The sequence below is a fragment of the Pigmentiphaga soli genome (assembly GCF_039541095.1).
In the GTDB taxonomy this organism is placed as follows: domain Bacteria; phylum Pseudomonadota; class Gammaproteobacteria; order Burkholderiales; family Burkholderiaceae_B; genus Pigmentiphaga; species Pigmentiphaga soli.
In genome coordinates, this window is record NZ_BAABFO010000006.1 from 46,073 (window position 1) to 66,519 (window position 20,447).

Genomic DNA, 20,447 nt, shown 5'->3' on the forward strand with positions numbered 1-20,447 from the left:
CGGCGCCGCCCGGACGGGTCATCCGAAACGGACCGATACGTCGCCCAGGGTGTGGAAGCTGGCGCGGAAGTCGTCGCCGGCATTCGCGGCCGACGCCTCCACCCATCCGCCGGTCATCACCACCATGCCTTCTTCCAGCCCCTCCCCACGGGTGGCCAGATCGTTCACCAGTTCGACCACCGCATAGGCCGGATGGCCCAAGACCTGCGCGCCGGCGCCGGTGGCCAGCACCTCGCCGTTCCGATAGAGCGCGCAGCCCACGCGCGCCAGGTCCAGCCCGTCGAGCGCGCACCGCTGCGTGCCGATGACGTGCCGGGCGGACGACACGTTGTCGGCCACGGCCGAATAGGCGTCGAAAGGGCCGGGGACGTAGCGCGAATCCAGGATTTCGAGCGCCGGCGCGACGTGGGCCGTGGCGCGATATACGTCGTCGAACGTGCAGAACGGGCCGCGCAACGAACGCTTCATGACGAACGCGACCTCCGGCTCGATGCGCGGGCCGATCAGGGCGTCCGCGGCGATGCTGCCGCCGCTCGCCACGCCGGCGCCGGCGAGCAGCTTGCCGGCCAGCGGGGCGGCGAGCGACATCGCGGCCAGCCTGGCGCGCGTGGTAATGGCGACCTTGTAGCCGACGATGCGATCGCCGGCCGCCATATGCCGGCCGATCAGGGCCTGTTGAATCCGGTACGCGCCTGCGAGCGACGCGGTCCCGTCCGGGCGGGCGTCCGACGGCCTGGCGATGGGAACGCGGGTGCCGGCCGCCTCGTACAGCTGGCGCGCGATCGGTTCGGTGCGGGAGGTTACGGTGTTCATGCGGCGGATCCTGGCTGGACGTCCCTCATTGGGGAACCACGCCGGCGATGTCGATCATCGCCTTCGTGCGCTTCGATTCCTCCGCAATGCGCCGGGACAGCGCCGCGGGGCCGCCATCGAGCGGCATGAAATCGGGGATTTTCTTCAGGAAGTCCGGGTTCTTCAGTACGGCCCGCACGTCGGCGGCGATCTTTTCCGTCAGCTCCGGCGGCGTGCCGCCGGGCGCGAACAGGCTGTGCCAGATCGACAGTTGCAGATAGGGATAGCCCAATTCGGCGGTGGTCTTGATGTCCGGGTAGCGGGGATCGCGCTGGGGGCTGGCGACGGCAAGCGCCTTCAGGCGGCCCGCCTCCATCAGCTTCCCCGCCACCTGGCCGCTCGACAGGGACAGCTGCACCTCATCGCTCAGCACCGCCTGGATGGAAGGCGCGATGCCCTTGTAGGGCACCTCGAGCAGATCGAGCCCCTCGTTGTGGGCGAGGGAGGCCCAGGCCAGCTGCGGCGGACTGCCCGGTCCATAGGAGCCGTACGAATACTTGCCCGGGTTCGCCTTGGCCAGCCTGACGAACGCCGCCAGGTCGCCGGCCTGGACCGAGGGCGCGGCAAGCAGCATCTGGTTGGCCTGCACCAGCGGGGCGATCGGCGCCAGATCCTTGTCGAGATCGATGGGCTGGTCCTTGGTCAGGAACTTGTTCGAGATGACCAGCGCGTCGTGCGCGATCAGCAATGTGTAGCCGTCCGGGGGCGACTTGGCCGCGGCCACCGCCCCGACCCACCCTCCCACGCCCGGCCGATTCACCACCACGACCGGCTGCTTCCAGCGTTCGCCCAGATAGGGCGCCATGGTGCGGGCCAGCGCGTCCAGCCCGCCCCCCGCCGCGACGGGAACGATGATGGTCACCGGGGAGTGCGGGAAGGACTGCACGTCGGTGCCGGCCTGTGCGGCACAGGCCGCGCCGAGGGCCAGGGCGGCCACTGTTTTTTTCATGATGTCTCCGTTTGTCGGGATGATCCGCCAGGGCGGTCGGGTCAGAGGATGAAGCTGAGCTTGCCGTGGGGCCGCAAGGCTTCCATGTCGAGCATCGCGCGGCGTTCCTGGATCAGCCAGTCGCCGTCGACGCGCTTGAGGGTGTGGACGTAGCGGCCGACGTAGGTGTCGGCCTGGCCGTGCGCGAATTGCCAGACCGCGAAATTGGCGGCAGCCCGTGCGGTATCGGCCCCGGCCTCCAGAACGCGGACGTTGGTCACCAACCTGCGCGTCCGCGACCGGGGGTTCTCGGCCCAGTTCACCTTGCCCATCAATTGCTCCACCCGCGATCTCAGCATCACCGGCGTATCGGCGACGAGAAACAGCGCGGTGCGAGGATCGGCATCGGGAGCATCCAGCGGAGGCACCAGATACCTGGCGTCGTCAGTCAGCAGCCTCATCCATTCGGCCAGCCGCCACTCGTCCAGCAGCGCGGCCTCGGCGACGAAAATGCGCTGGGCATCGTGTACGGTCAGCGTCGCGTTCGATACGGTTTCCATGTCGTCGTCTCATGCCAAGGCAGCGGTGGGCCGGGCCGCGCGGTCGGTACAGTCGGTATCCCCCTTGCGATCGAGCATGAGGGCGTGCCAGCGCCGCCAGAAGGCTCGCATCTGCAATTCGTCGGTGGCGATCGGCGCTGCGCGCTTCATGCCCCGGGAAATGTCCGACCAGGGGGCTTCGCGCCAGGCCGCGTAGCCGCGCTGGCAGCCTTCCAATGCGCTCACGTCGTCGGGCGTGCCGAAGCCGGCCGGCCCCAGGAAGGAAATGAAATTCTGGAAACGCTGCGCCCGCAGCGTGGGGCTGTCGCTCTTGGGCATGAGGCCCCAGGCCTCGATTTCCATGTAGTCCGGCGCCACCGGGTAGAAGGTGCGCACCGTCCGCCAGGTGGAGATCAGGATGAGGTTCGGAAAGATGAAGACATTCCGGTCGAAATCGCATGCCTGGTGGGCGTAATCGACGCCATGCTCGGCCTCGATCCGCCTGCGCCGTTCGGCAAGTTCGGCGGCGGCGCCGGCCTCCAGCGCGGTGTTGTGCTTGGCTTTTTCGGAAACGGCGTGTCCATTGCCCAAGGCGCGGCCCGCGCTGCCGGGCCTGGCCATCTGGTCGACGTTGGTGCGTATGCCCAGATCGTTCAGGTATTTCTTGAAAAAGCGCTGATGGGTCGGAATGCCGTGGTAGGAATCGATGCTGTTCTCCACCAGCAGCTTCCAGTTCGCCCGCATGCCGTAGGCCTGCGCGCCCTGCACCACTTCCAGTTCCGCAGGCGAGCCGGCGGAATCGACCACGTAGTCGATCTGCTGCCGGGCCTCGGGCCCCAGGTAGCTCGCCAGGTCGACGGCTTCCTTGTCGAAGCAGACGAACATCAGGCCTCGATAGCTTTCGAAGCGAGGGACCGCGGACAGCCCGTGCTCGCCCGCATCGAAGGCTTCGGAATAGGCGTCCGCGCCGGGCACGCCGATTAGCTTGCCGTCGAGGTCGAACGTCCACGCGTGGTAGAAGCAGTTGAAGCTGCGGGCGTTGCCCGACTTTTCGCGGCAGACCGCGTTGCCGCGATGGGAGCACGCATTGACGAAGGCGCCGACGCGCCCCTCCCGATTGCGCACCAGCAACAGCGGCCGCCCTCCGACCTTGCGAGTGATGAAATCGCCGGGCGAGGCCACTTCGGACTCATGGCCGGCATACAGCCAGCAACGGTCGAAGACGCGGTCGCGCTCCAGTACGAAAATGGCCGGGTCCACGAATGCCTTGCGATGCACGCGGAATATGCCGCAGTGGCGATCGTCCTCGACCAGGCGCTCGATCTCCTCCAGGTCCATATGGCTGTCCTCCAAATTGGTTCCACCAAAATGGTATCACACGTCTGATGGGGCAAATTTGGACCTACATCATGTAGGAGCGGACGATGCGCGGCGGCAAAAAACAAAAAGCCGTGGCATCTTTCGATGCCACGGCTTTCCAGAAGCAGTGCGTACGGCCTTCAGTTACCTGCGGCGCTACGCACTTCTATCGCATACCGCAACCCATCCAGGATGCGGCGGATCCGGCTCCGCCGGTCCGCTCGCATCGCCCCTCGAGGGGCGCGCGCAAGCGCGTAGGGGTGGGCTTAACTACGCCCGCTTGACCTTCTCGAGCATCTTGAAGATGCCCTTCGGGGCGCCCACGAACAGGCGCTTGAAGCCCTTGCCCAGGCAACGGCGCTCAAGGGTGTTGCGGCGCGTGCGCTTCTTTTCAGCCATGTCGATCTCCCAGCTTGAATCTTGAATTAGGTCAACCAGCGATTCTAGCCCGAATTCAGTGGATCTGGGGAGGAACCGCTTCGGTTTCGATCGCGGTCGAGCCCGTCAGGCCGACGCCGCCGAGGAATTCGGCGGTCTGTTGCTCGGCGCGGCCGAGGATGCGGCCCAGGACCTTGTCGGTCTGGTGGCTGACGACTTGCCAGGTGTGGGTGACGACGGGAACGGTGTAGACCACCAGCACGATGGCGGCCAGCAGCACGGCGAGCACGGCCAGCACCGCCAGGCGCAGGCTGCGCGGCGGAGGGAGCGCGGCGTCGCCGAGCGTCGGAACGGGGATGTAGAATCCGGCTTCGACGCCCAAGGGATCGCTAGAGGGGTAGAGATCGCGCTTGTGCATAGGGATAATACTAACGCCGCGACCTATATAGGCCGGTTCCGCAGTTGTTACAAAAGCTTATCAAACGTTGCGGTTTTCCCTAATGGGCGGCTGGGCTACGATGACAGGATTGCCGTACCGGAATACGGCCCCATCTGACGTCAATGACTTCCGCCTCCTCCTCCCAGGATTCCCCAGACGCCGCCCCCGCCATCCGCGTGACCGGCGCCCGCCAGAACAACCTCAAGAACCTCAGCCTCGACATTCCCACCAATGAACTGGTGGTGGTGACCGGCGTGTCCGGCTCGGGCAAGAGTTCGCTGGTGTTCGACACGCTGTATGCCGAGGGCCAGCGCCGCTACGTCGAGACTTTCTCGCCCTACGCGCGCCAGTTCCTCGACCGCATGGACAAGCCCCAGGTCGACCGCGTGGAAGGCATTCCGCCGGCCATCGCGATCGACCAGACCAACCCGGTGCGCAGTTCGCGCAGCACGGTCGGCACGATGACCGAGCTGAACGACCACCTGAAGCTGCTGTTCGCGCGCGCCGCCACGCTGTACGACCGCGACACGGCGCTGCCGGTGCGGCAGGACACCGCCGACACCATCCACGATTCGCTGGCGCAACGCGCCGAACGGGCAGGCGACCCGCGCCTGGCGGTCACCTTCGCCGTGACCGTGCCCGCCAATTTCGGCGAAGACGAGATCCGCGCCTTCCTGGAGCGCCAGGGCTACACCCGCGTGCACGCGCGCCGCAGCGAAGGCAACGGCAAGGACGCGCACCAGGTGCTCGACGTGGTGCAGGACCGCTTCCGCTTTTCCAATGCCGGCCGCGCGCGCGTGATGGAGGCGCTCGACACCGCGCTGCGGCTGGGCGCCGGCCGGGTCGACGTGCGCGTGCTGGGCGACGATGGCGCCGAGCGGGAGGTCTGGAAGTACAGCGACGGCCTGCACTGCCCGGAAAGCGACATTGGCTACGCCGCGCCCACGCCCAGCGCGTTCTCGTTCAATTCGCCGCTCGGCGCCTGCGAGACCTGCCGCGGCTTCGGCCGCGTGATCGGGATCGACTACGGCCTGATCGTGCCCGACGAGAACAAGACGCTGCGCGGCGGCGCGGTCAAGCCGTGGCAGACCGCGAGCTACAAGGAATGCCAGGACGACCTGGTCAAGTACGCGGGCCGCGCCGGCGTTCCGCTCGACGTGCCGTGGAACCGGCTGACCGACGCCCAGCGCGAATGGGTGCTGGGCGGCACGCCCGACTGGAAGGGCGGCAACGAGGCCTGGAAAAAGCAGTGGTACGGCGTGAAGCGCTTCTTCGACTGGCTGGAAACCAAGGCCTACAAGATGCACATCCGCGTGCTGCTGTCGAAGTACCGCGCCTACACGCCCTGCCCCGCCTGCCGCGGCTCGCGGCTCAAGCCCGACGCGCTGCTGTGGCGCGTGGGCAGCAAGGCCGACGCCGACGCGGTGCTGCCCGAAAGCGACGGCAAGTACGCCCGCTTCCGGCCGGTCCACGCCAAGTGGAGCGCGGCCCAATTGGCCGCCCTGCCCGGCCTGACCATCCACGACCTGATGCTGCTGCCGATCGAGCGCGTGCGCCGTTTCTGCGACGCGCTGAAGTTCGACGGCGTGCTCGATGCCGCCACCGAGCTGTTGCTGGAAGAGATCCGCGCGCGCCTGAAATTCCTGTGCGACGTCGGCCTCGGCTACCTGACGCTGGACCGCCAGAGCCGCACGCTGTCGGGCGGCGAAGTGCAGCGCATCAACCTGACCACGGCGCTCGGCACCTCGCTGGTCAATACGCTGTTCGTGCTCGATGAGCCTTCGATCGGGCTGCACCCGCGCGACATGGGCCGCATCGTCGAGGTCATGCACCGGCTGCGCGACGCCGGCAATTCGCTGGTGGTGGTGGAGCACGACCCGCAGGTGATGCTGGCGGCCGACCGCGTGATCGACATCGGCCCCGGCCCGGGCGAGCGCGGCGGGCGCATCGTGTTCAACGGCACGCCGGCGCAGTTGCGCGGCGCGCCCACCCTCACCGGCGATTACCTGTCCGGCCGCCGCCACGTGGCCGCGCCGCGGCCGATGACGGTCACCGCCGGCACGCCGCGCCTGATCGTGGAAGGCGCGCGCGAGCACAACCTGAAGAACCTGCACGTGGAATTCCCGCTGGGCCGGCTGGTGTGCGTGACCGGCGTGTCGGGCTCGGGCAAGTCGACCCTGATCCAGGACGTGCTGTATCCGGCGCTGCTCAAGCTCAAGGGCAAGCCGACCGAGTCCCCGGGCGCGCACGACCGCATCCTGGGCGACGACTGGCTGGCCGACGTGGTGATGGTCGACCAGTCGCCGATCGGCAAGACGGCGCGCTCGAATCCCGCCAGCTACGTGGGCGCCTTCGACGGCATCCGCAAGCTGTTCGCGCAGGCCCGGCTGTCGAAGGAGCGCGGCTACACGGCCGGCATGTTCAGCTTCAACGCCGGCGACGGCCGCTGCCCCACCTGCGGCGGCACCGGCTTCGAGCACGTCGAGATGCAGTTCCTGTCCGACGTCTACCTGCGCTGCCCGGACTGCGACGGCACCCGCTTCCGGCCCGAGGTGCGCGAAGTCACCATCGAGCGCGGCGGCCGCAGCGCGTCGATCTCCGACGTGCTCGACATGACGGTGACCGAGGCGCTGGAATTCTTCGCCGGCGAACGCGACATCGAGTACGGGCTGGCGCCGCTGGCCGACGTCGGGCTCGAATACGTGCGGCTGGGCCAGCCGGTGCCGACCCTGTCGGGCGGCGAGGCGCAGCGGCTCAAGCTGGCCGGCCACCTGGCCGAGGCAGCGCGCTCCGGCATTTCCACCATCGGCGCCAAGCTGTCGAAAAAGGGCAGCCTGTTCCTGTTCGACGAGCCCACCACCGGCCTGCACTTCGACGACATCGCGCGGCTGATGGGCGCGTTCCGCAAACTGCTGGCGGCTGGCCACACGCTGATCGTTATCGAACACAACCTCGACGTGATCCGTGCGTCGGACTGGCTGATCGACCTCGGGCCGGAAGGCGGCGACGCCGGCGGCTTCATCGTCGCCACCGGCACGCCGCAGGACGTGATGGCCCATCCGGATTCGCACACCGGCCGCGCGCTGCGCGAGTACGAGGCGGAGATCGGCACGCTGGCGGCGGCCGAGGAAGCTGCGGCGCGGACCACTGCGGCGCTGGCCGACGCGGCCGACGCCGCGCGCGAAGCCGATGCGCTGGCGGCGCGCGCAGACGCGCTCGCGGTCGCCGAGCCCGCGGTGCCTTATGGCACGGCGGCCAATGCCGCCGGCACCGCCGATGCCCCCGCCGCTGCCGCTGCGCCCGAGCCGGCAGCGAACGACACCGACGCCGGCACGCCGCTGCAGAACCTGCTGACGCGCCGCCGCCACGCGGCGCAGTCGATCCAGATCAAGAACGCGCGCGAGCACAACCTGAAGGGCGTCGACGTCGAGATCCCGCGCAACCTGTTCACGGTCATCACCGGCGTGTCGGGCTCCGGCAAGTCGACCCTGGCCTTCGACATCCTGTTCAACGAAGGCCAGCGCCGCTATCTGGAATCGCTGAACGCCTACGCGCGTTCCATCGTGCAGCCGGCCGGCAAGCCCGACGTCGACGCCATCTTCGGCATCCCGCCCACGGTGGCGATCGAGCAGCGCACCAGCCGCGGCGGCCGCAAGTCGACCGTGGCGACGATGACCGAGACCCACCACTTCCTGCGCCTGCTCTACATGAAGCTGGGCACGCAGTACTGCCCCAACTGCGACATCCCGGTCGAGCCGCAGACCTTCGACCTGATCGTCAGCCGCATCATGCGCGACCTCAAGGGCCGGCACGTGGGCATCCTGGCGCCGCTGGTGACCGCGCGCAAAGGCTACTACACCGACCTCGCCAAGTGGGCCGCCAACCGCGGTCACAGCCACCTGCGGGTCGACGGCGCCTTCGTGCCGACCGCCAAGTGGCCGCGGCTGGACCGTTTCAAGGAACACGACATCGACCTGCCGGTGGCCGACTTCCTGGTCGATCCGGCGCACGAGGCGCAGCTGCGCGACGCGGTGCACGAGGCGCTCGAGCATGGCCACGGCATCCTGCGCGTGGTGTGGCCGCTGGAGCGCCTGCGCGCCAGCATCGACGGCGGCGATGCCACGCTGGCGCCCGAGCTGGAGGAACTGGTGTTCTCGGTCAAACGGGCCTGCCCATCGTGCGGCACCAGCTTCCCCGAGCCCGATCCGCGCATGTTCTCGTACAACTCCAAGCACGGCTGGTGCCCGTCCTGCTTCGGCACCGGCGTCAGGCTGCAAGGCTTCGACGCCGAACAGACCGGCGAGGAGACCGCCTGGAATGCCTGGTACGAGGGCGAGGTGCTGCCCTGCCCGCAATGCCAGGGCCAGCGCCTGAACCGCAATGCGCTGGCAGTGCAGTGGCGCGGCAAGTCGATCGCCGAACTGGCCTCGATGTCGGTGCGCGAGGCCGCGGCCTTCTTCCTCGGCCTGGAAACCTCCGGCCGCGAAGCCGAGATCGCGCGCGACATCCTGGCCGAACTGCGCAGCCGGCTCGAATTCCTGCAGGAGGTGGGCCTGGGCTACCTGGCGCTCGACCGCGCCGCGCCCACGCTGTCGGGCGGCGAGGCGCAGCGCATCCGGCTGGCGGCGCAGCTCGGCTCCAATCTGCAGGGCGTGTGCTACGTGCTGGACGAACCCACCATCGGCCTGCACCCGCGCGACAACCGCATCCTGCTGAACGCGCTGTCGCGGCTGGAAAGCAAGGGCAACACGCTGGTGGTGGTGGAGCACGACGAGGACACCATCCGCCGCGCGGCCCACGTGATCGACATCGGCCCCGGCGCCGGCGTGCGCGGCGGCCGCGTGGTGGCGCAGGGCACGGTGGACGACATCGTGGCCAACGGCGAATCGCTTACCGGCCGCTATCTCGCCCACCCGCTGCGCCACCCCTTGCAGGCGCGGCGCCCGGTCGACGCCGCCACGCCGTCGGTGACGGTGCGCGGCGCGCGGCTGCACAACCTGCGCGACGTGCAGGCGCGCTTCCCGGTCGGCCGGCTGACAGTCGTGACCGGCGTGTCGGGCTCGGGCAAGTCGACCCTGGCGCGCGACGTGCTGCTCGACAACCTGCAGCGCCGGGTCGGCAAGGAAGCCAGCGGCTGGACCGGCTGCGCCGGCATCGACGGCTGGGAGCGCATCGACCGGGTGCTCGAAGTGGACCAGACGCCGATCGGCAAGACGCCGCGCTCCTGCCCGGCCACCTACGTGGGCTTCTGGGACAACGTGCGCAAGCAGTTCGCCGACACCGCCGAAGCCCGCATGCGCGGCTGGAACGCCGGCCGCTTCAGCTTCAACACCGGCGGCGGCCGCTGCGAGGTGTGCGAAGGCCAGGGCATGCGCACCATCGAGATGAATTTCCTGCCCGACGTGAAAGTGCCGTGCGACGTATGCGGCGGCAGGCGCTTCAACCGCGAGACGCTGGCCGTGCACCTGCGCGGCAAGAGCGTGGGCGACGTGCTGGCGATGGAGATCGACGAGGCGGTCGACTACTTCGCCGCGCACCCGGCCATCCTCAATCCGCTGCAACTGCTGCAAAGCGTGGGCCTGGGCTACCTGACCCTGGGCCAGCCGTCGCCCACGCTGTCGGGCGGCGAGGCGCAGCGCATCAAGCTGGTGACCGAGCTGGCCAAGGCCCGCATGGAAGAAGGCGTGCTGCGCACCGGCCGCGCCAATCGGCAGCCGCACACGCTGTACGTGCTGGACGAACCCACCGTGGGCCTGTCGATGGCCGACGTGGAAAAGCTGATCCGCGTGCTGCACCGGCTGGTCGACGCCGGCAATACGGTGGTGGTGATCGAGCACAATCTGGACGTGATCGCCGAGGCCGACTGGCTGCTCGACATGGGCCCGGAGGGCGGCAGCGAAGGCGGCCAGCTGGTCGTGCAGGGCACGCCGGAGCAGGTGATGGCGCAGCGCGCGCGATCCCACACCGGCGCGGCGCTGCACGATTTCCTGGTGCCGCGCGACGAAGCCGCGATGGCCGCGGGATGAGGCGCGCGCACACGCGGCAGGGGCGGCCCCGGCCGCACGGACGGAAGCGCGGCGACGCGCCGGCAACGCGGAAGTTGCGTCGATGCGCCCGCGCCTGATCGAGACCGTGCGCGTGGCGGCCGACGGCGGCATGCCGCTGCTGCCGTGGCACGTCGAGCGCCTGGCCCGGTCCTGCGCCGCGCTCGGCTACCGCTGGCCGGCCGAGCGTGTACAGCGCGCCGTCGCCCGCGCGGCCGCCGGGCTGCCCGAAGGGCAGGCGCACCGGCTGCGGCTGGAATTGGCCGACGACGGCGCCGTCGATATCGGCCATGCCGTGCTGCCGCCGCTGCCGGAACGGCCGCGCGTCGCGCTGGCGCCCGGCCGCCTCGACTCGCGCCAGCCGCTGCTGCGCCACAAGACCACTTTCCGCCCCTGGTACGCCGAGGCCGCCGCCTGGCTCGACGCGCACCCGGACCATTTCGACCTGATCTACCTGAACGAGCGCGGCGAATGCTGCGAGGGCAGCCGCAGCAACCTCTACCTGCGGCTGGACGGCCGCTGGTACACGCCGCCGCTGGAATGCGGCGCGCTGCCGGGCGTGCAGCGCGCGGCGCTGCTGGACGACGAGGCGGTGGAGGAACGCGTGCTGACGGCCGCCGACCTGCAGGCCGCCGACGCGGTGCGGCTGTCGAACGCGCTGCGCGGCTGGTTCGACGTAAAACTGCATGAGGCTTCCCCGATCGCCTAATCGCCCGGCCGGCGATCGCCTAGGAAGGCCTGGCGCACTTCGCGCGCGGAGGCGCCGAATAGCCGGCGGAAGGCGCGGCTGAAGGCGGCCTCGTTCTGGAAGCCCCAGGCGCCGGCGATGTCGCCGATGCGCCGGTGCGCGTGCTGCGGCGAGGTGATTTCGCCGAAGCAGCGGCGCAGGCGCCGCTCGCGCAGGTAATGGGAAAAGCCGCCGTAAGGCGTGAACAGCCGGAACAGCGTGGGGCGCGAGACGCCGAACCGGCGGCAGATTTCGTCGGGACACAGCTCGGGCGAACCGAGATGGGCCTCGACATGGCGCTTGATGCCGTCCAGCGCGGCACGGCGCAGGTCGGACGCGGCCGTTTCGGCGGCGCCCGACGCCGGGCCGGCGCAGCCGGCGATCATGGCCGCGCTGCCCTGCAGAATCATCTGCCCTTGGGCCGCGCTCAATTGCGCGGCGCGCGCGCAGACCGAGACCAGGTGTTCGGACAGGATGCGGCCGGCGGCGGTATCGCCACGGATCACCAGGCCGTGGGCGGCGTCGGGCCGGTCCAGCAGCGGCTCCAGGATCGGCCGCGGGATGACCAGCAGCGTATAGCGGAAGCCCTGCGCCGCGCAGCTGACCGGCCGCGTCATGTCGAACAGCGCAACGTCGCCCGCCTTCACCTGCACCGCCCGGCCGCCGGCGTCGCCGCGGCAGCCGCCGCGGCGGAAGGCCTGCACCATGTAATGATCGACCCCGCCGCGCGCGGCCAGCGCGGCCGGGCGGCTGAACTGCTGGGGCGCCGATTCGACGCTGCCCAGCAGCATCGACCCCAGCCGGTAGGTCTGCATGCGCGCATGGAACGATGCCAGGCCGCCGGCCGGCGCCACGTCGAACAGGCCGGCGATCGCGTCGCACCAGGCGCGGAAGGCCTCGGCGCCGGAAGAGAAGTGGCGGCTGTCGAACGACGACGTGGGCAGATAGCGGTGATGGCCGCCGGCCGGCACGGCCGGCGCCCGCCGGGGTGTCTCCGCGACGTCCGGCGCGGCGCCCCGCCATGGCGGCCATCCGGCGTCGGTGGCGGGAAAGGCTGCGGGAAACGGCGCCGCGTCAGCCATGGCGATGGTCCTTGCTCGGGGGTTTCGGTAGGGGGCCAGGCATGCGGACGTCGGATGGCGCCGCATATGTTGCAAATCATGTCAGCGCTCAAAAGAATACCGCAAGACCCTAGGAAATTCCTACCGCAACACCTAAGAAATCGGACTACAACGGCGCACTGTGCTTCCGGCGCGACGACTTCCGGCCGGCATCGTCCAGCACCGCAGCCAGCGCCTCGTGCGCGGCGGCCAGGCCCATGGCGGCGGTGACCGTGACGATCGAACCGTAGCCGGCGCACGACAGTCCTTGCGGCGCTTCCGCGCCGGCTCGCGCGTCCAGCCATTGGCCGGGCAGGCGAGCCGGCTGGTCCACCCACAGGGTCCGCACCTTCATGCGCGGCAGGCGCGCGGCCTTGCCGCCGGCGCCGCCGCCCGGGTAGCCATGGCGGCGCCGCAATTCGTGCCGGATCTTGGCCAGCAGCGCGTCGTTGCGCGCCTCGGACAGGTCGCCCGCGCGCAGCGCGAGCGGGTCGGTCTTGCCGCCGGCGCCGCCGCATACCACCAGCGGCAGGCCGGCCCCGCGCGCGTGCAGGATCATGGCCAGCTTGGCCCGGACCTGGTCGGTGCAATCGGCCACTGCGTGCAGGCCCGGCGCCAGCAGCGCCGCCACGTTGTCCGGGGTCAGGAAGTCGTCCACCAGGGTCAGCCGGCAGCCGGGATGGATGGCCCGGATCCGGTCCGCCATCGCCTCGACCTTGGCCTGGCCGAGCGTGCCTGACAGCGCATGCACCTGGCGGTTGACGTTCGATTCGGCGATATGGTCGAGATCGATCAGCGTCAGCGCGCCCACGCCGCAGCGCGCCAGCGCCTCGGCCGTCCACGAGCCGACGCCGCCCAGCCCCACCACCGCCACCGAGGCGGCCGCCAACAGCGCCGGCGCCTGCGGCCCGTGCAGGCGGCGCACGCCGCCGAAGCGCCGTTCCAGGTCGGCGCCGCCGGCATCGCCGTCGGGGTCCAGGGGATGATGGGCCATGCCATGGGCGGGCGCGACAGGCAGGGCGGCCGACGGCCCGGCGGCCGGCGAAGTGGGCAAGGCGGCTGCGGAGGGGGCAGCGGGAGACGACGGCATGATGCGGGCGGACGCGGAACGAAGAGACGTTCCGATAGTAGCAGCGCGCGCCTGCGCCGGGGCGGGGGTAGAATGGACGCTCCCATAACGCATAACCGCCGATCCGACGCAATCGGCCGGGCCCGCCCGGGCCCCTCTTCTCGCCTTGGCAGACATCGCCCCTCGCCATTCCCCGGCGGTCCGGCCCATGCCGGCGGCCAGCCTCGACACACGCAGCGTCCTGCTGATCTGCACGCTGGCGGTGCTGGCCCATTTCGGCCTGACCGGCGGCCGGGTGGCCGTGGCGCTGGGCGCGCTGGCGCAGGGGTCCTCCAGTTTCACGGTGGGCGTGATGATGGCGCTGTTCGCCGTGCTGCCGATGCTGCTGTCGGTGCACAGCGGCCGCTGGGTCGACCGCATCGGCGTGCGGCGCCCGATGCGCGTCGGCGCCTGGCTGCTGCTGGCGGGCAGCGCCCTGCCCTGGATCATCCAGGACACGCGCGTGTTCTTCCTGTCGAGCTGCGCCACCGGCATCGGCTGCATGGTGTTCCAGATTGCGTGCCAGAACCTGGTCGGCATGCGGTCCGCGCCCGACGACCGCATGCTGAACTTCGCCCGGCTGGCGCTTTCGATGTCGGTGTCCGGCTTCGGCGGCCCGCTGCTGGCCGGGCTGGCGATCGATCATCTGGGCCACCGCTGGGCCTTCGGCCTGCTGGCGCTGTGCCCCATGATCGCGCTGATCGTGCTGCAGCGGCAGCGCCACCGCTTCGCCCGCGGCGGCAGCCACGCGCCGGCCGCGGCGGCGCGGCAGCAACTGGGCGACCTGCTGGCCGATCCGATGATGCGGCGGGTATTGCTCGCCACCGTGCTGCTGTCGGGCGCGTGGGACCTGAACTCCTTCATGGTGCCGATCTACGGCGCCTCGATCGGCCTGTCGGCCACCACCATCGGCGTGATCCTGTCGGCGTTCGCGTCGGCCACCTTCGTGATCCGCCTGCTGCTGCCGTGGATCCAGCGCCGCCTGCAGCCGTGGACGCTGCTGCGGGGCGCGATGGGGATGGCCGGCTCGGTCTACCTGGCCTACCCCTTCTTCGCCGAGGCGCCGATGCTGATCGGGCTCGCCTTCCTGCTCGGCCTGGCGCTGGGCAGCGGCCAGCCCAGCCTGCTGTCGCTGCTGCACGCCTATTCGCCGGCCGGCCGCATGGCCGAAGCGCTGGGCCTGCGCATGAGCCTGATCAACGGCGGCCAGTTCTGCCTGCCGCTGGTCTTCGGCGCCATCGGCACCGTGGCCGGCCACGGGCTGCCGTTCTGGACGATGGCGGCGCTGCTGCTGCCCGGCGCCGTCCTAACCGGCCGCGGGATCCGCCAGGAGGCGGCCCGGCCGCCGCAGCGCTAGCGCTATAGTGACGGCTGACGACTTTTTACCCGGAGTTTGCGCCATGTCGGTCGCCGACCTTCGCCAGAACTACCAGCTCGGCGCGCTGCTGGAAGCCGATGCCCCGGCCCGGCCGCTGGACCTCTTCACCCGCTGGTTCGACGACGCCGTGCGCGACGTGGCGCGCGATCCGAACGCGATGACGCTGGCCACCGTCGACGAGCGCGGCCGGCCGGCGGCGCGCACCGTGCTGCTCAAGGGCTTCGACGCGCGCGGCTTCGTGTTCTTCACCAACTATCTGTCACGCAAAGGGCGCGATCTCGCCCACTGCCCCTTTGCCAGCCTGCTGTTCTTCTGGCCGGTGCACGAACGGCAGATCCGCATCGAAGGCCGGATCGAACGCGTGGACGAACGCGAGTCCGACGATTACTACCGCAGCCGGCCGCTGGCCTCGCGCATCGGCGCCTGGGCGTCGGAGCAGAGCGCCGAGATCCCCGACCGCGAGGTGCTGCGGCAGCGCGAGGCGGAATTCCGCGCCCGCTTCGGCGACGATCCGCCGCGGCCGCCGCACTGGGGCGGCTACCGGCTGGTGCCCGACGGCTACGAGTTCTGGCAGGGGCGGCCGTCGCGGCTGCACGACCGGCTGGCCTACCGTCCCGACGGCGACGCCTGGAAGATCGTGCGCCTGGCGCCCTGACGAACGATGATCCACGCCGCCTGGAGCGAGACGATGCCGGCCGGGCCGCCGACGGTCCGGCCATGACGCAGCAGGCTTCGTTCTTCGCCGATGAACCGGCGCCGGCGCCGCGCAAGAAACCGCGCGCGGGCGGCGTGCCGCCCGCCGAGCCGTCCGCGGCCGTGCGCGAACTGGCCGCGGCGCTGCCGCCCGGCTTGTACCTGGGTACCTCGTCGTGGTCGTTTCCGGGCTGGAACGGCCTGGTCTACGGCGCCGAGGCCAGCGAATCGCTGCTGGCGCGCGAGGGCCTGGCTGCCTATGCGCAACATCCGCTGCTGCGCAGCGTCAGCCTCGACCGCGGTTTCTACGCGCCGCTGACGCGCGAACAATACGCCCGTTATGCCTCGCAGGTGCCCGACGGTTTCCGCTTCGTGGTCAAGGCACCGAACCTGGTCACCGACGCGGTGCTGCGCGGCGAGCGCGGCGTGCCGGCGGGGCCCAATCCATCCTTCCTCGACGCCGCACTGGCGGCCGAATGCTTCGTCGCGCCCTGCGTGGAGGGGATGGGCGACAAGGCCGGGCCGCTGGTGTTCCAGTTCCCGCCGCTGCCGCCGGAGGTGCTGGCCGATCCGGCGGGCTGGGTAGCGCGGCTGGAGGCCTTCCTTGCGGCCCTGCCGCCGCTGCCCGCCGCCGACGGACACCGGCGGCCGTTCTACGCCGTCGAGTTCCGCGATCCGCAAGTGGTCACGCCGCGCATGATGCGGATGCTGGCCGCGCGCGGCGTGCGCTACTGCGTGGCCATCCATGCCCGCATGCCGCCGGTCGAGCGGCAGCTGCAGGCGGAGGCGGCGACCGGCCCGGGCCCGCTGGTCGTGCGCTGGAGCCTGCTGGCCGGCCAGCGCTACGAACAGGCCAAGGCCCGCTTCGCGCCGTTCGACAAGATCGTCGTGCCCGATCCGGCCACGCGCGCCGCGCTGGCGGCCGCCGCGCGGCGCGCCGCCGATGCCGGCCAGCCGGCCTGGCTGGTCGCCAACAACAAGGCCGAGGGCAGCGCCCCGCTCACGCTGCAGCTGCTGGCGGCGGCCATCGCGCCGCCGGCGCAAGGCTGATGCGGGTCGCCGGCGTGGCGTAGAATCGAGGGTTCCCATCGACGATCGCGCCGCCGCCGCGCCTTCGCCCGTCCACCTTTTGCCCCAGGCGCCTCCGTACGGCGCCTTGCCCCGGATGCCAGCAGCCCGCCCGGATTTCGATTCGTCCGCCTTTCGCTCCGCCCTGGGCCGGTTCGCCACCGGCGTCACCATCGTCGCTTCGCTGGGCGACGACGGGCGGCCTTTCGGCCTGACGGTCAGTTCGTTCAACTCGGTGTCGCTGGAACCGCCGCTGGTGCTGTGGAGCCTGTCGCTGGCGTCCGGGTCGTTCGAGGCGCTGGCGCGCAGTTCGCACTACACCGTCAGCGTGCTGGCGGCCGACCAGCTGGAACTGGCCAAGCGCTTCGCGGCACGCGGCGCCGACCGCTTCGCCGGCGTGCGCTGGCGGCCCAGCGCGCGCGGCCTGCCCATCATCGAAGACTGCGCAGCCTGGTTCGAATGCTACAACCGCAGCCGCTACGCCGAAGGCGACCACGCCATCTTCGTCGGCGAGGTCGAGCGCTGCGCCCATACCCAGGCCATGCCGCTGGTGTTCCACGCCGGCGACTTCGACCTGACACCGCGCGACGGCCGCCGCCGCAGCGCCTGACCTCACCACGGAACCACCGCCCATGCCCCGTCCCCGCCTGCTCGCCTGCCTGCTTTGCGCATCGCTGCTGACTGCCTGCAACGGCTATTTCGGCGCCAGCGATGGCGACGAAGACGGCAACGGCGGCGGCAGCGCCAGCGATGCCCAGGGCATATGGGTCGGCACCACCAGCGACCGCTACCGTTTGCACATGCTGGTCACGCCCCAGAACGAACTGTGGGCACTGTCGTGGGACGAATCCTTCAACCAGGTGAGCCGGCTGACGCAGGGCAGCGGCTCGCAAAGCGGCAAGACCTTCACCGGCAGCGGCAAGAATTTCGCGGCCGGCGATTCGGCCACCGTGTCGTCGGCCACGCTGACCGGCACGGTCGAAAGCCAGGCCACCTTCAACGGCGGGCTGGGGCAGAACGTCACCTTCACGTCCAGCTACGACGGGCAGTACGGCAACCGTTTCGCGCTGGGCGATTTCGCCGGCACCTGGCAGGGCTTCGACAGCAGCGGCAGCGCCGTCACCTTCACCGTACAATCCGACGGCCGCTACCGGGCGTCATCGCAGATCAGCGGCCGCAGCGACGCCTGCAACGTCGACGGCCGGTTCGCCGCGGCCCCGTCGGACAAGAACTACGCGACCACCACGATGACCTTCGGCAGCGCTACCAACTGCCTGAGCCAGCATGCCGGCCTGAGTTTGCAGGGCGTGGCGCTGCGGCTGACCGAAACCGGCGCCGACCCGCTGCTGCTGGTGGAAGCCACGGACAGCGGCAAGACTGTGGCATGGTTCGCGTACGCGCGCCTGCAGGCCGCGACGGGCGACACGTCGGACGAAGACGGCACGGACGAAAACTGACGTCGCGGGGCCGGTCGCAATCACTGCCATGCCGATCCGGCCTCGCCTGGCGAGCCCTAGACTGGCGTACCCGGCCCCGAGCCGACCGCGGCGCGTCCCAGGCGATCGCGCACGCCGGCCCAGCGCTCGCCGTCCGGCGGGGCTTCCACCAACAGCAGATCGAGGCCGTGGCCATCCAGCGCCCGCAGCGCCGCGTACAACTGGTGAGCATAGGCCTCGGGCTCGGCCGGGGCGGCCAGCCAGCGCGCGGCGCCGCCGGGGTCGCGACGCGACCACGCCCCCACCGCCTGCCCGGCCGCACGCGCGGCAGCCAGGCGCGCCGGCAGGGCTTCGGCCGCAACAAGTTCGAGCGGCGTACGGGGCGCATAATGGGCGGCCAGCGCCCCCGATACCCGCGGCGTGGCGCGCAAGGCCTCGGCCTGGGCGCGGGTCAGCACCGGGCGCCCGAGCGTGCGCGCCAGATCGGCCGCTGCGATATGGCCGGGCCGCAGCAGCACCGGCGCGTCGCCCGACACGTCGACGATGGTCGATTCGATGCCGACCTCGCAGGCGCCGCCGTCGAGCACCAGCGGCACCGCGTCGCCGAACTCGCCCGCCACATGCTGCGCGGTGGTGGGGCTGACGCGGCCGAAGCGATTGGCCGACGGCGCCGCCACGCCGCCGCCGAACGCGGCCAGTACCGCTTGCGCGACCGGGTGCGAGGGGCAGCGCAGGCCGACCGTGTCCTGCCCGCCCGTCACGGCGTCGTCGACGCCTTGCGCGCGCGGCAGAATCAGCGTCAACGGCCCCGGCCACCAGGCGTCGATCAGGCGGCGGGCATCGTCCGGCACGCGCGCGGCCCAGCGCGACAGGTCGGCGCCCGGCGCCACGTGGACGATGACCGGATGATCGTTGGGCCGGCCCTTGGCGGCAAAGATGGCCGCGACCGCCGCCGGATTGGCCGCGTCGCCGGCCAGGCCGTAGACGGTTTCGGTAGGCAGCCCGATCAAGCCGCCGGCGCGCAACACCGCCACCGCCTCATCGATGGCAGCCTGCGTCGGGAAATCAATACGAGCCGCCATCTCAGCGCTCCATGACGCCACGCGCCTTCCACGACGCATGCCCCCCCCGCGCCGCCCCTTCCAGGATGCGGCGGATCCGGCTCCGCCGGTCCGCCCGCATCGCCCCTTGAGGGGCGCGCGAAGCGCGTAGGGGTGGACCTTGCCTTGCGCGCGCAGCGCGTAGGGGTGGGCTCATAATGCGATGCCCAGCGCGGCGGCGGCCTGGGCCGCGGCCTCGCCCGCCTCGGCGGCGGTCGCGCCCAGACAGGTGACGTGGCCCATCTTGCGGGCGCGGCGGGCCTCGGTCTTGCCGTACAGGTGCAGCTTGGCCGACGGCACGGCCAGCACGTCGCGCCAGCGCGGCTCGGCCTGCCGGCCGCCGGCGAACCAGGCGTCGCCCAGGATGTTAAGCATGACCGCCGGCGCCAGCAGCGCGGGCGAGCCGAGCGGCATGCCCGCCATCGCCCGCGCCTGCTGTTCGAACTGGCTGGTGGCGCAGGCGTCGATGCTGTAGTGGCCGCTGTTGTGCGGGCGCGGCGCGATCTCGTTGACCACCAGGCGGCCGCCGTCGAGCGCGAAGAATTCGACGCACAGCACGCCGTGGTAGTCGAGGCCGGCGGCGATGTCGAGCGCCGCCGCGGCGGCGCGGCGCCCGAGCGCGTCAGGCGCGCTGGGCGCCGGCACGGTGGAAATGGCCAGGATGCCGTCGCGGTGCACGTTCTCGGCCACGGGGTAGGTCACGGCCGCGCCATCGAAGCCGCGCGCGACCACCACCGAAATCTCGAACGCCAGCGGCAGGCGGGCTTCCAGCACGCAAGGAACGCCGCCGAAGGACTCGAACGCGGCCTGGGCCTCGGCCGGGCCGGCCACGCGCGCCTGCCCCTTGCCGTCGTAGCCCAGGCGGGCCGCCTTCAGGATGCCGGGATACAGCGAGGCCGGCGCGGCCTGCAGGTCGGCGCCGCTGCGCACGGCCAGGTGCGGCGCGACGGGCACGCCCAGGGAGGCGATGAAGGTTTTTTCGGCGATGCGGTCCTGCGCGATGCCGACCGCGCGGGCGTCGGGGCTGACCTGGCAGCGGCCGGCCAGGAATTCGAGGCTGGCGGCCGGCACGTTCTCGAACTCGGTGGTGACGGCGGCGCAGCGCTCGGCCAGCCGGGCCAGCGCCGATTCGTCGTCGTAGGCGGCGCGCAGGTGCAGGTCGGCCACCGCGCCGGCCGGACAGTCGTCCGCCGGGTCGAGCACCGCCACGCGGTAGCCCAGGCTTTGCGCGGCGTGGCAGAACATGCGCCCGAGCTGGCCGCCGCCGAGCAGGCCTAGCCACTGGCCGGGCGGGACGA

The 20,447-nt window shown here is 70.9% G+C and carries 16 protein-coding genes and 1 pseudogene; 7 read left to right on the top strand and 10 right to left on the bottom strand.

The features are described from left to right. Nucleotides 1–18: 18 nt before the first annotated feature. From ABD927_RS07735 to ABD927_RS07760, 6 genes are all read right to left on the bottom strand, one after another. Nucleotides 19–813 carry a 2-keto-4-pentenoate hydratase gene (locus tag ABD927_RS07735; RefSeq protein WP_345248000.1) on the bottom strand — a complete coding sequence of 265 codons (795 nt, stop codon included), beginning with the start codon at nt 811–813 and terminating at the stop codon, nt 19–21. 25 nt (nt 814–838) lie between these two features. Continuing rightward, nucleotides 839–1,801: a Bug family tripartite tricarboxylate transporter substrate binding protein gene (locus ABD927_RS07740; protein ID WP_345248002.1), complete on the bottom strand. Its 963-nt coding sequence runs from the start codon at nt 1,799–1,801 to the stop codon at nt 839–841. A 41-nt stretch (nt 1,802–1,842) separates the two neighbouring features. Next, a complete protein-coding gene (locus ABD927_RS07745; protein WP_345248004.1) occupies nt 1,843–2,340 on the bottom strand; it encodes an aromatic-ring-hydroxylating dioxygenase subunit beta in 498 nt (165 codons plus the stop codon). Between the two features lie 9 nt (nt 2,341–2,349). Next, nucleotides 2,350–3,657, bottom strand: coding sequence for an aromatic ring-hydroxylating oxygenase subunit alpha (locus tag ABD927_RS07750; protein ID WP_345248006.1), 1,308 nt, complete (start codon nt 3,655–3,657; stop codon nt 2,350–2,352). Nucleotides 3,658–3,948: 291 nt separating this feature from the next. Continuing rightward, nucleotides 3,949–4,077, bottom strand: a complete 129-nt coding sequence (locus ABD927_RS07755; protein WP_345248008.1) for a hypothetical protein — start codon at nt 4,075–4,077, stop codon at nt 3,949–3,951. A gap of 55 nt (nt 4,078–4,132) precedes the next feature. Further along, nucleotides 4,133–4,474 carry a hypothetical protein gene (locus ABD927_RS07760; RefSeq protein ID WP_345248010.1) on the bottom strand — a complete coding sequence of 114 codons (342 nt, stop codon included), beginning with the start codon at nt 4,472–4,474 and terminating at the stop codon, nt 4,133–4,135. A gap of 143 nt (nt 4,475–4,617) precedes the next feature. On the opposite strand from ABD927_RS07760, the gene uvrA reads away from it, so the two are divergent. After that, a complete protein-coding gene (gene uvrA, locus ABD927_RS07765) occupies nt 4,618–10,521 on the top strand; it encodes an excinuclease ABC subunit UvrA (RefSeq protein WP_345248012.1) in 5,904 nt (1,967 codons plus the stop codon). 82 nt (nt 10,522–10,603) lie between these two features. Beyond that, nucleotides 10,604–11,248 (top strand): aminotransferase class IV family protein, encoded by a 645-nt coding sequence (locus ABD927_RS07770; protein ID WP_345248014.1) that lies wholly within the window; start codon nt 10,604–10,606, stop codon nt 11,246–11,248. Here ABD927_RS07770 and ABD927_RS07775 read toward each other — a convergent pair. Both ABD927_RS07775 and ABD927_RS07780 read right to left on the bottom strand, forming a co-directional pair. Further along, nucleotides 11,245–12,348 (bottom strand): AraC-like ligand-binding domain-containing protein, encoded by a 1,104-nt coding sequence (locus tag ABD927_RS07775; protein WP_345248016.1) that lies wholly within the window; start codon nt 12,346–12,348, stop codon nt 11,245–11,247. The genes ABD927_RS07770 and ABD927_RS07775 overlap by 4 nt on opposite strands. Before the next feature lie 145 nt (nt 12,349–12,493). Beyond that, nucleotides 12,494–13,360 carry a tRNA threonylcarbamoyladenosine dehydratase gene (locus ABD927_RS07780; protein ID WP_345248372.1) on the bottom strand — a complete coding sequence of 289 codons (867 nt, stop codon included), beginning with the start codon at nt 13,358–13,360 and terminating at the stop codon, nt 12,494–12,496. A 283-nt stretch (nt 13,361–13,643) separates the two neighbouring features. Between ABD927_RS07780 and ABD927_RS07785 the strand changes: the two genes are divergently transcribed. The 5 genes and pseudogenes from ABD927_RS07785 (at nt 13,644) to ABD927_RS07805 (ending at nt 18,070) form a co-directional block, all read left to right on the top strand. After that, entirely contained in the window at nt 13,644–14,831 is a 1,188-nt protein-coding gene (locus ABD927_RS07785; protein WP_345248018.1) for an MFS transporter, read from the top strand. A 43-nt stretch (nt 14,832–14,874) separates the two neighbouring features. Beyond that, nucleotides 14,875–15,507, top strand: coding sequence for a pyridoxamine 5'-phosphate oxidase (gene pdxH / locus ABD927_RS07790; protein ID WP_345248020.1), 633 nt, complete (start codon nt 14,875–14,877; stop codon nt 15,505–15,507). A gap of 56 nt (nt 15,508–15,563) precedes the next feature. After that, nucleotides 15,564–16,595, top strand: a pseudogene (locus tag ABD927_RS07795) (DUF72 domain-containing protein); the annotation flags it as partial. 115 nt (nt 16,596–16,710) lie between these two features. Then, complete coding sequence (locus ABD927_RS07800; RefSeq protein ID WP_345248022.1) at nt 16,711–17,223, top strand: flavin reductase family protein; 513 nt, start codon at nt 16,711–16,713, stop codon at nt 17,221–17,223. A gap of 22 nt (nt 17,224–17,245) precedes the next feature. Beyond that, nucleotides 17,246–18,070 carry a hypothetical protein gene (locus ABD927_RS07805; RefSeq protein WP_345248024.1) on the top strand — a complete coding sequence of 275 codons (825 nt, stop codon included), beginning with the start codon at nt 17,246–17,248 and terminating at the stop codon, nt 18,068–18,070. Nucleotides 18,071–18,126: 56 nt separating this feature from the next. On the opposite strand, the gene ABD927_RS07810 is transcribed toward ABD927_RS07805, so the two are convergent. Together ABD927_RS07810 and ABD927_RS07815 are read right to left on the bottom strand one after the other, a co-directional pair. Beyond that, on the bottom strand, nt 18,127–19,131 hold the full coding sequence (locus ABD927_RS07810; RefSeq protein WP_345248026.1) for an L-threonylcarbamoyladenylate synthase: 1,005 nt from the start codon (nt 19,129–19,131) through the stop codon (nt 18,127–18,129). Between the two features lie 171 nt (nt 19,132–19,302). After that, on the bottom strand, nt 19,303–20,394 hold the full coding sequence (locus tag ABD927_RS07815; RefSeq protein WP_425570216.1) for a 5-(carboxyamino)imidazole ribonucleotide synthase: 1,092 nt from the start codon (nt 20,392–20,394) through the stop codon (nt 19,303–19,305). Nucleotides 20,395–20,447: the final 53 nt, after the last annotated feature.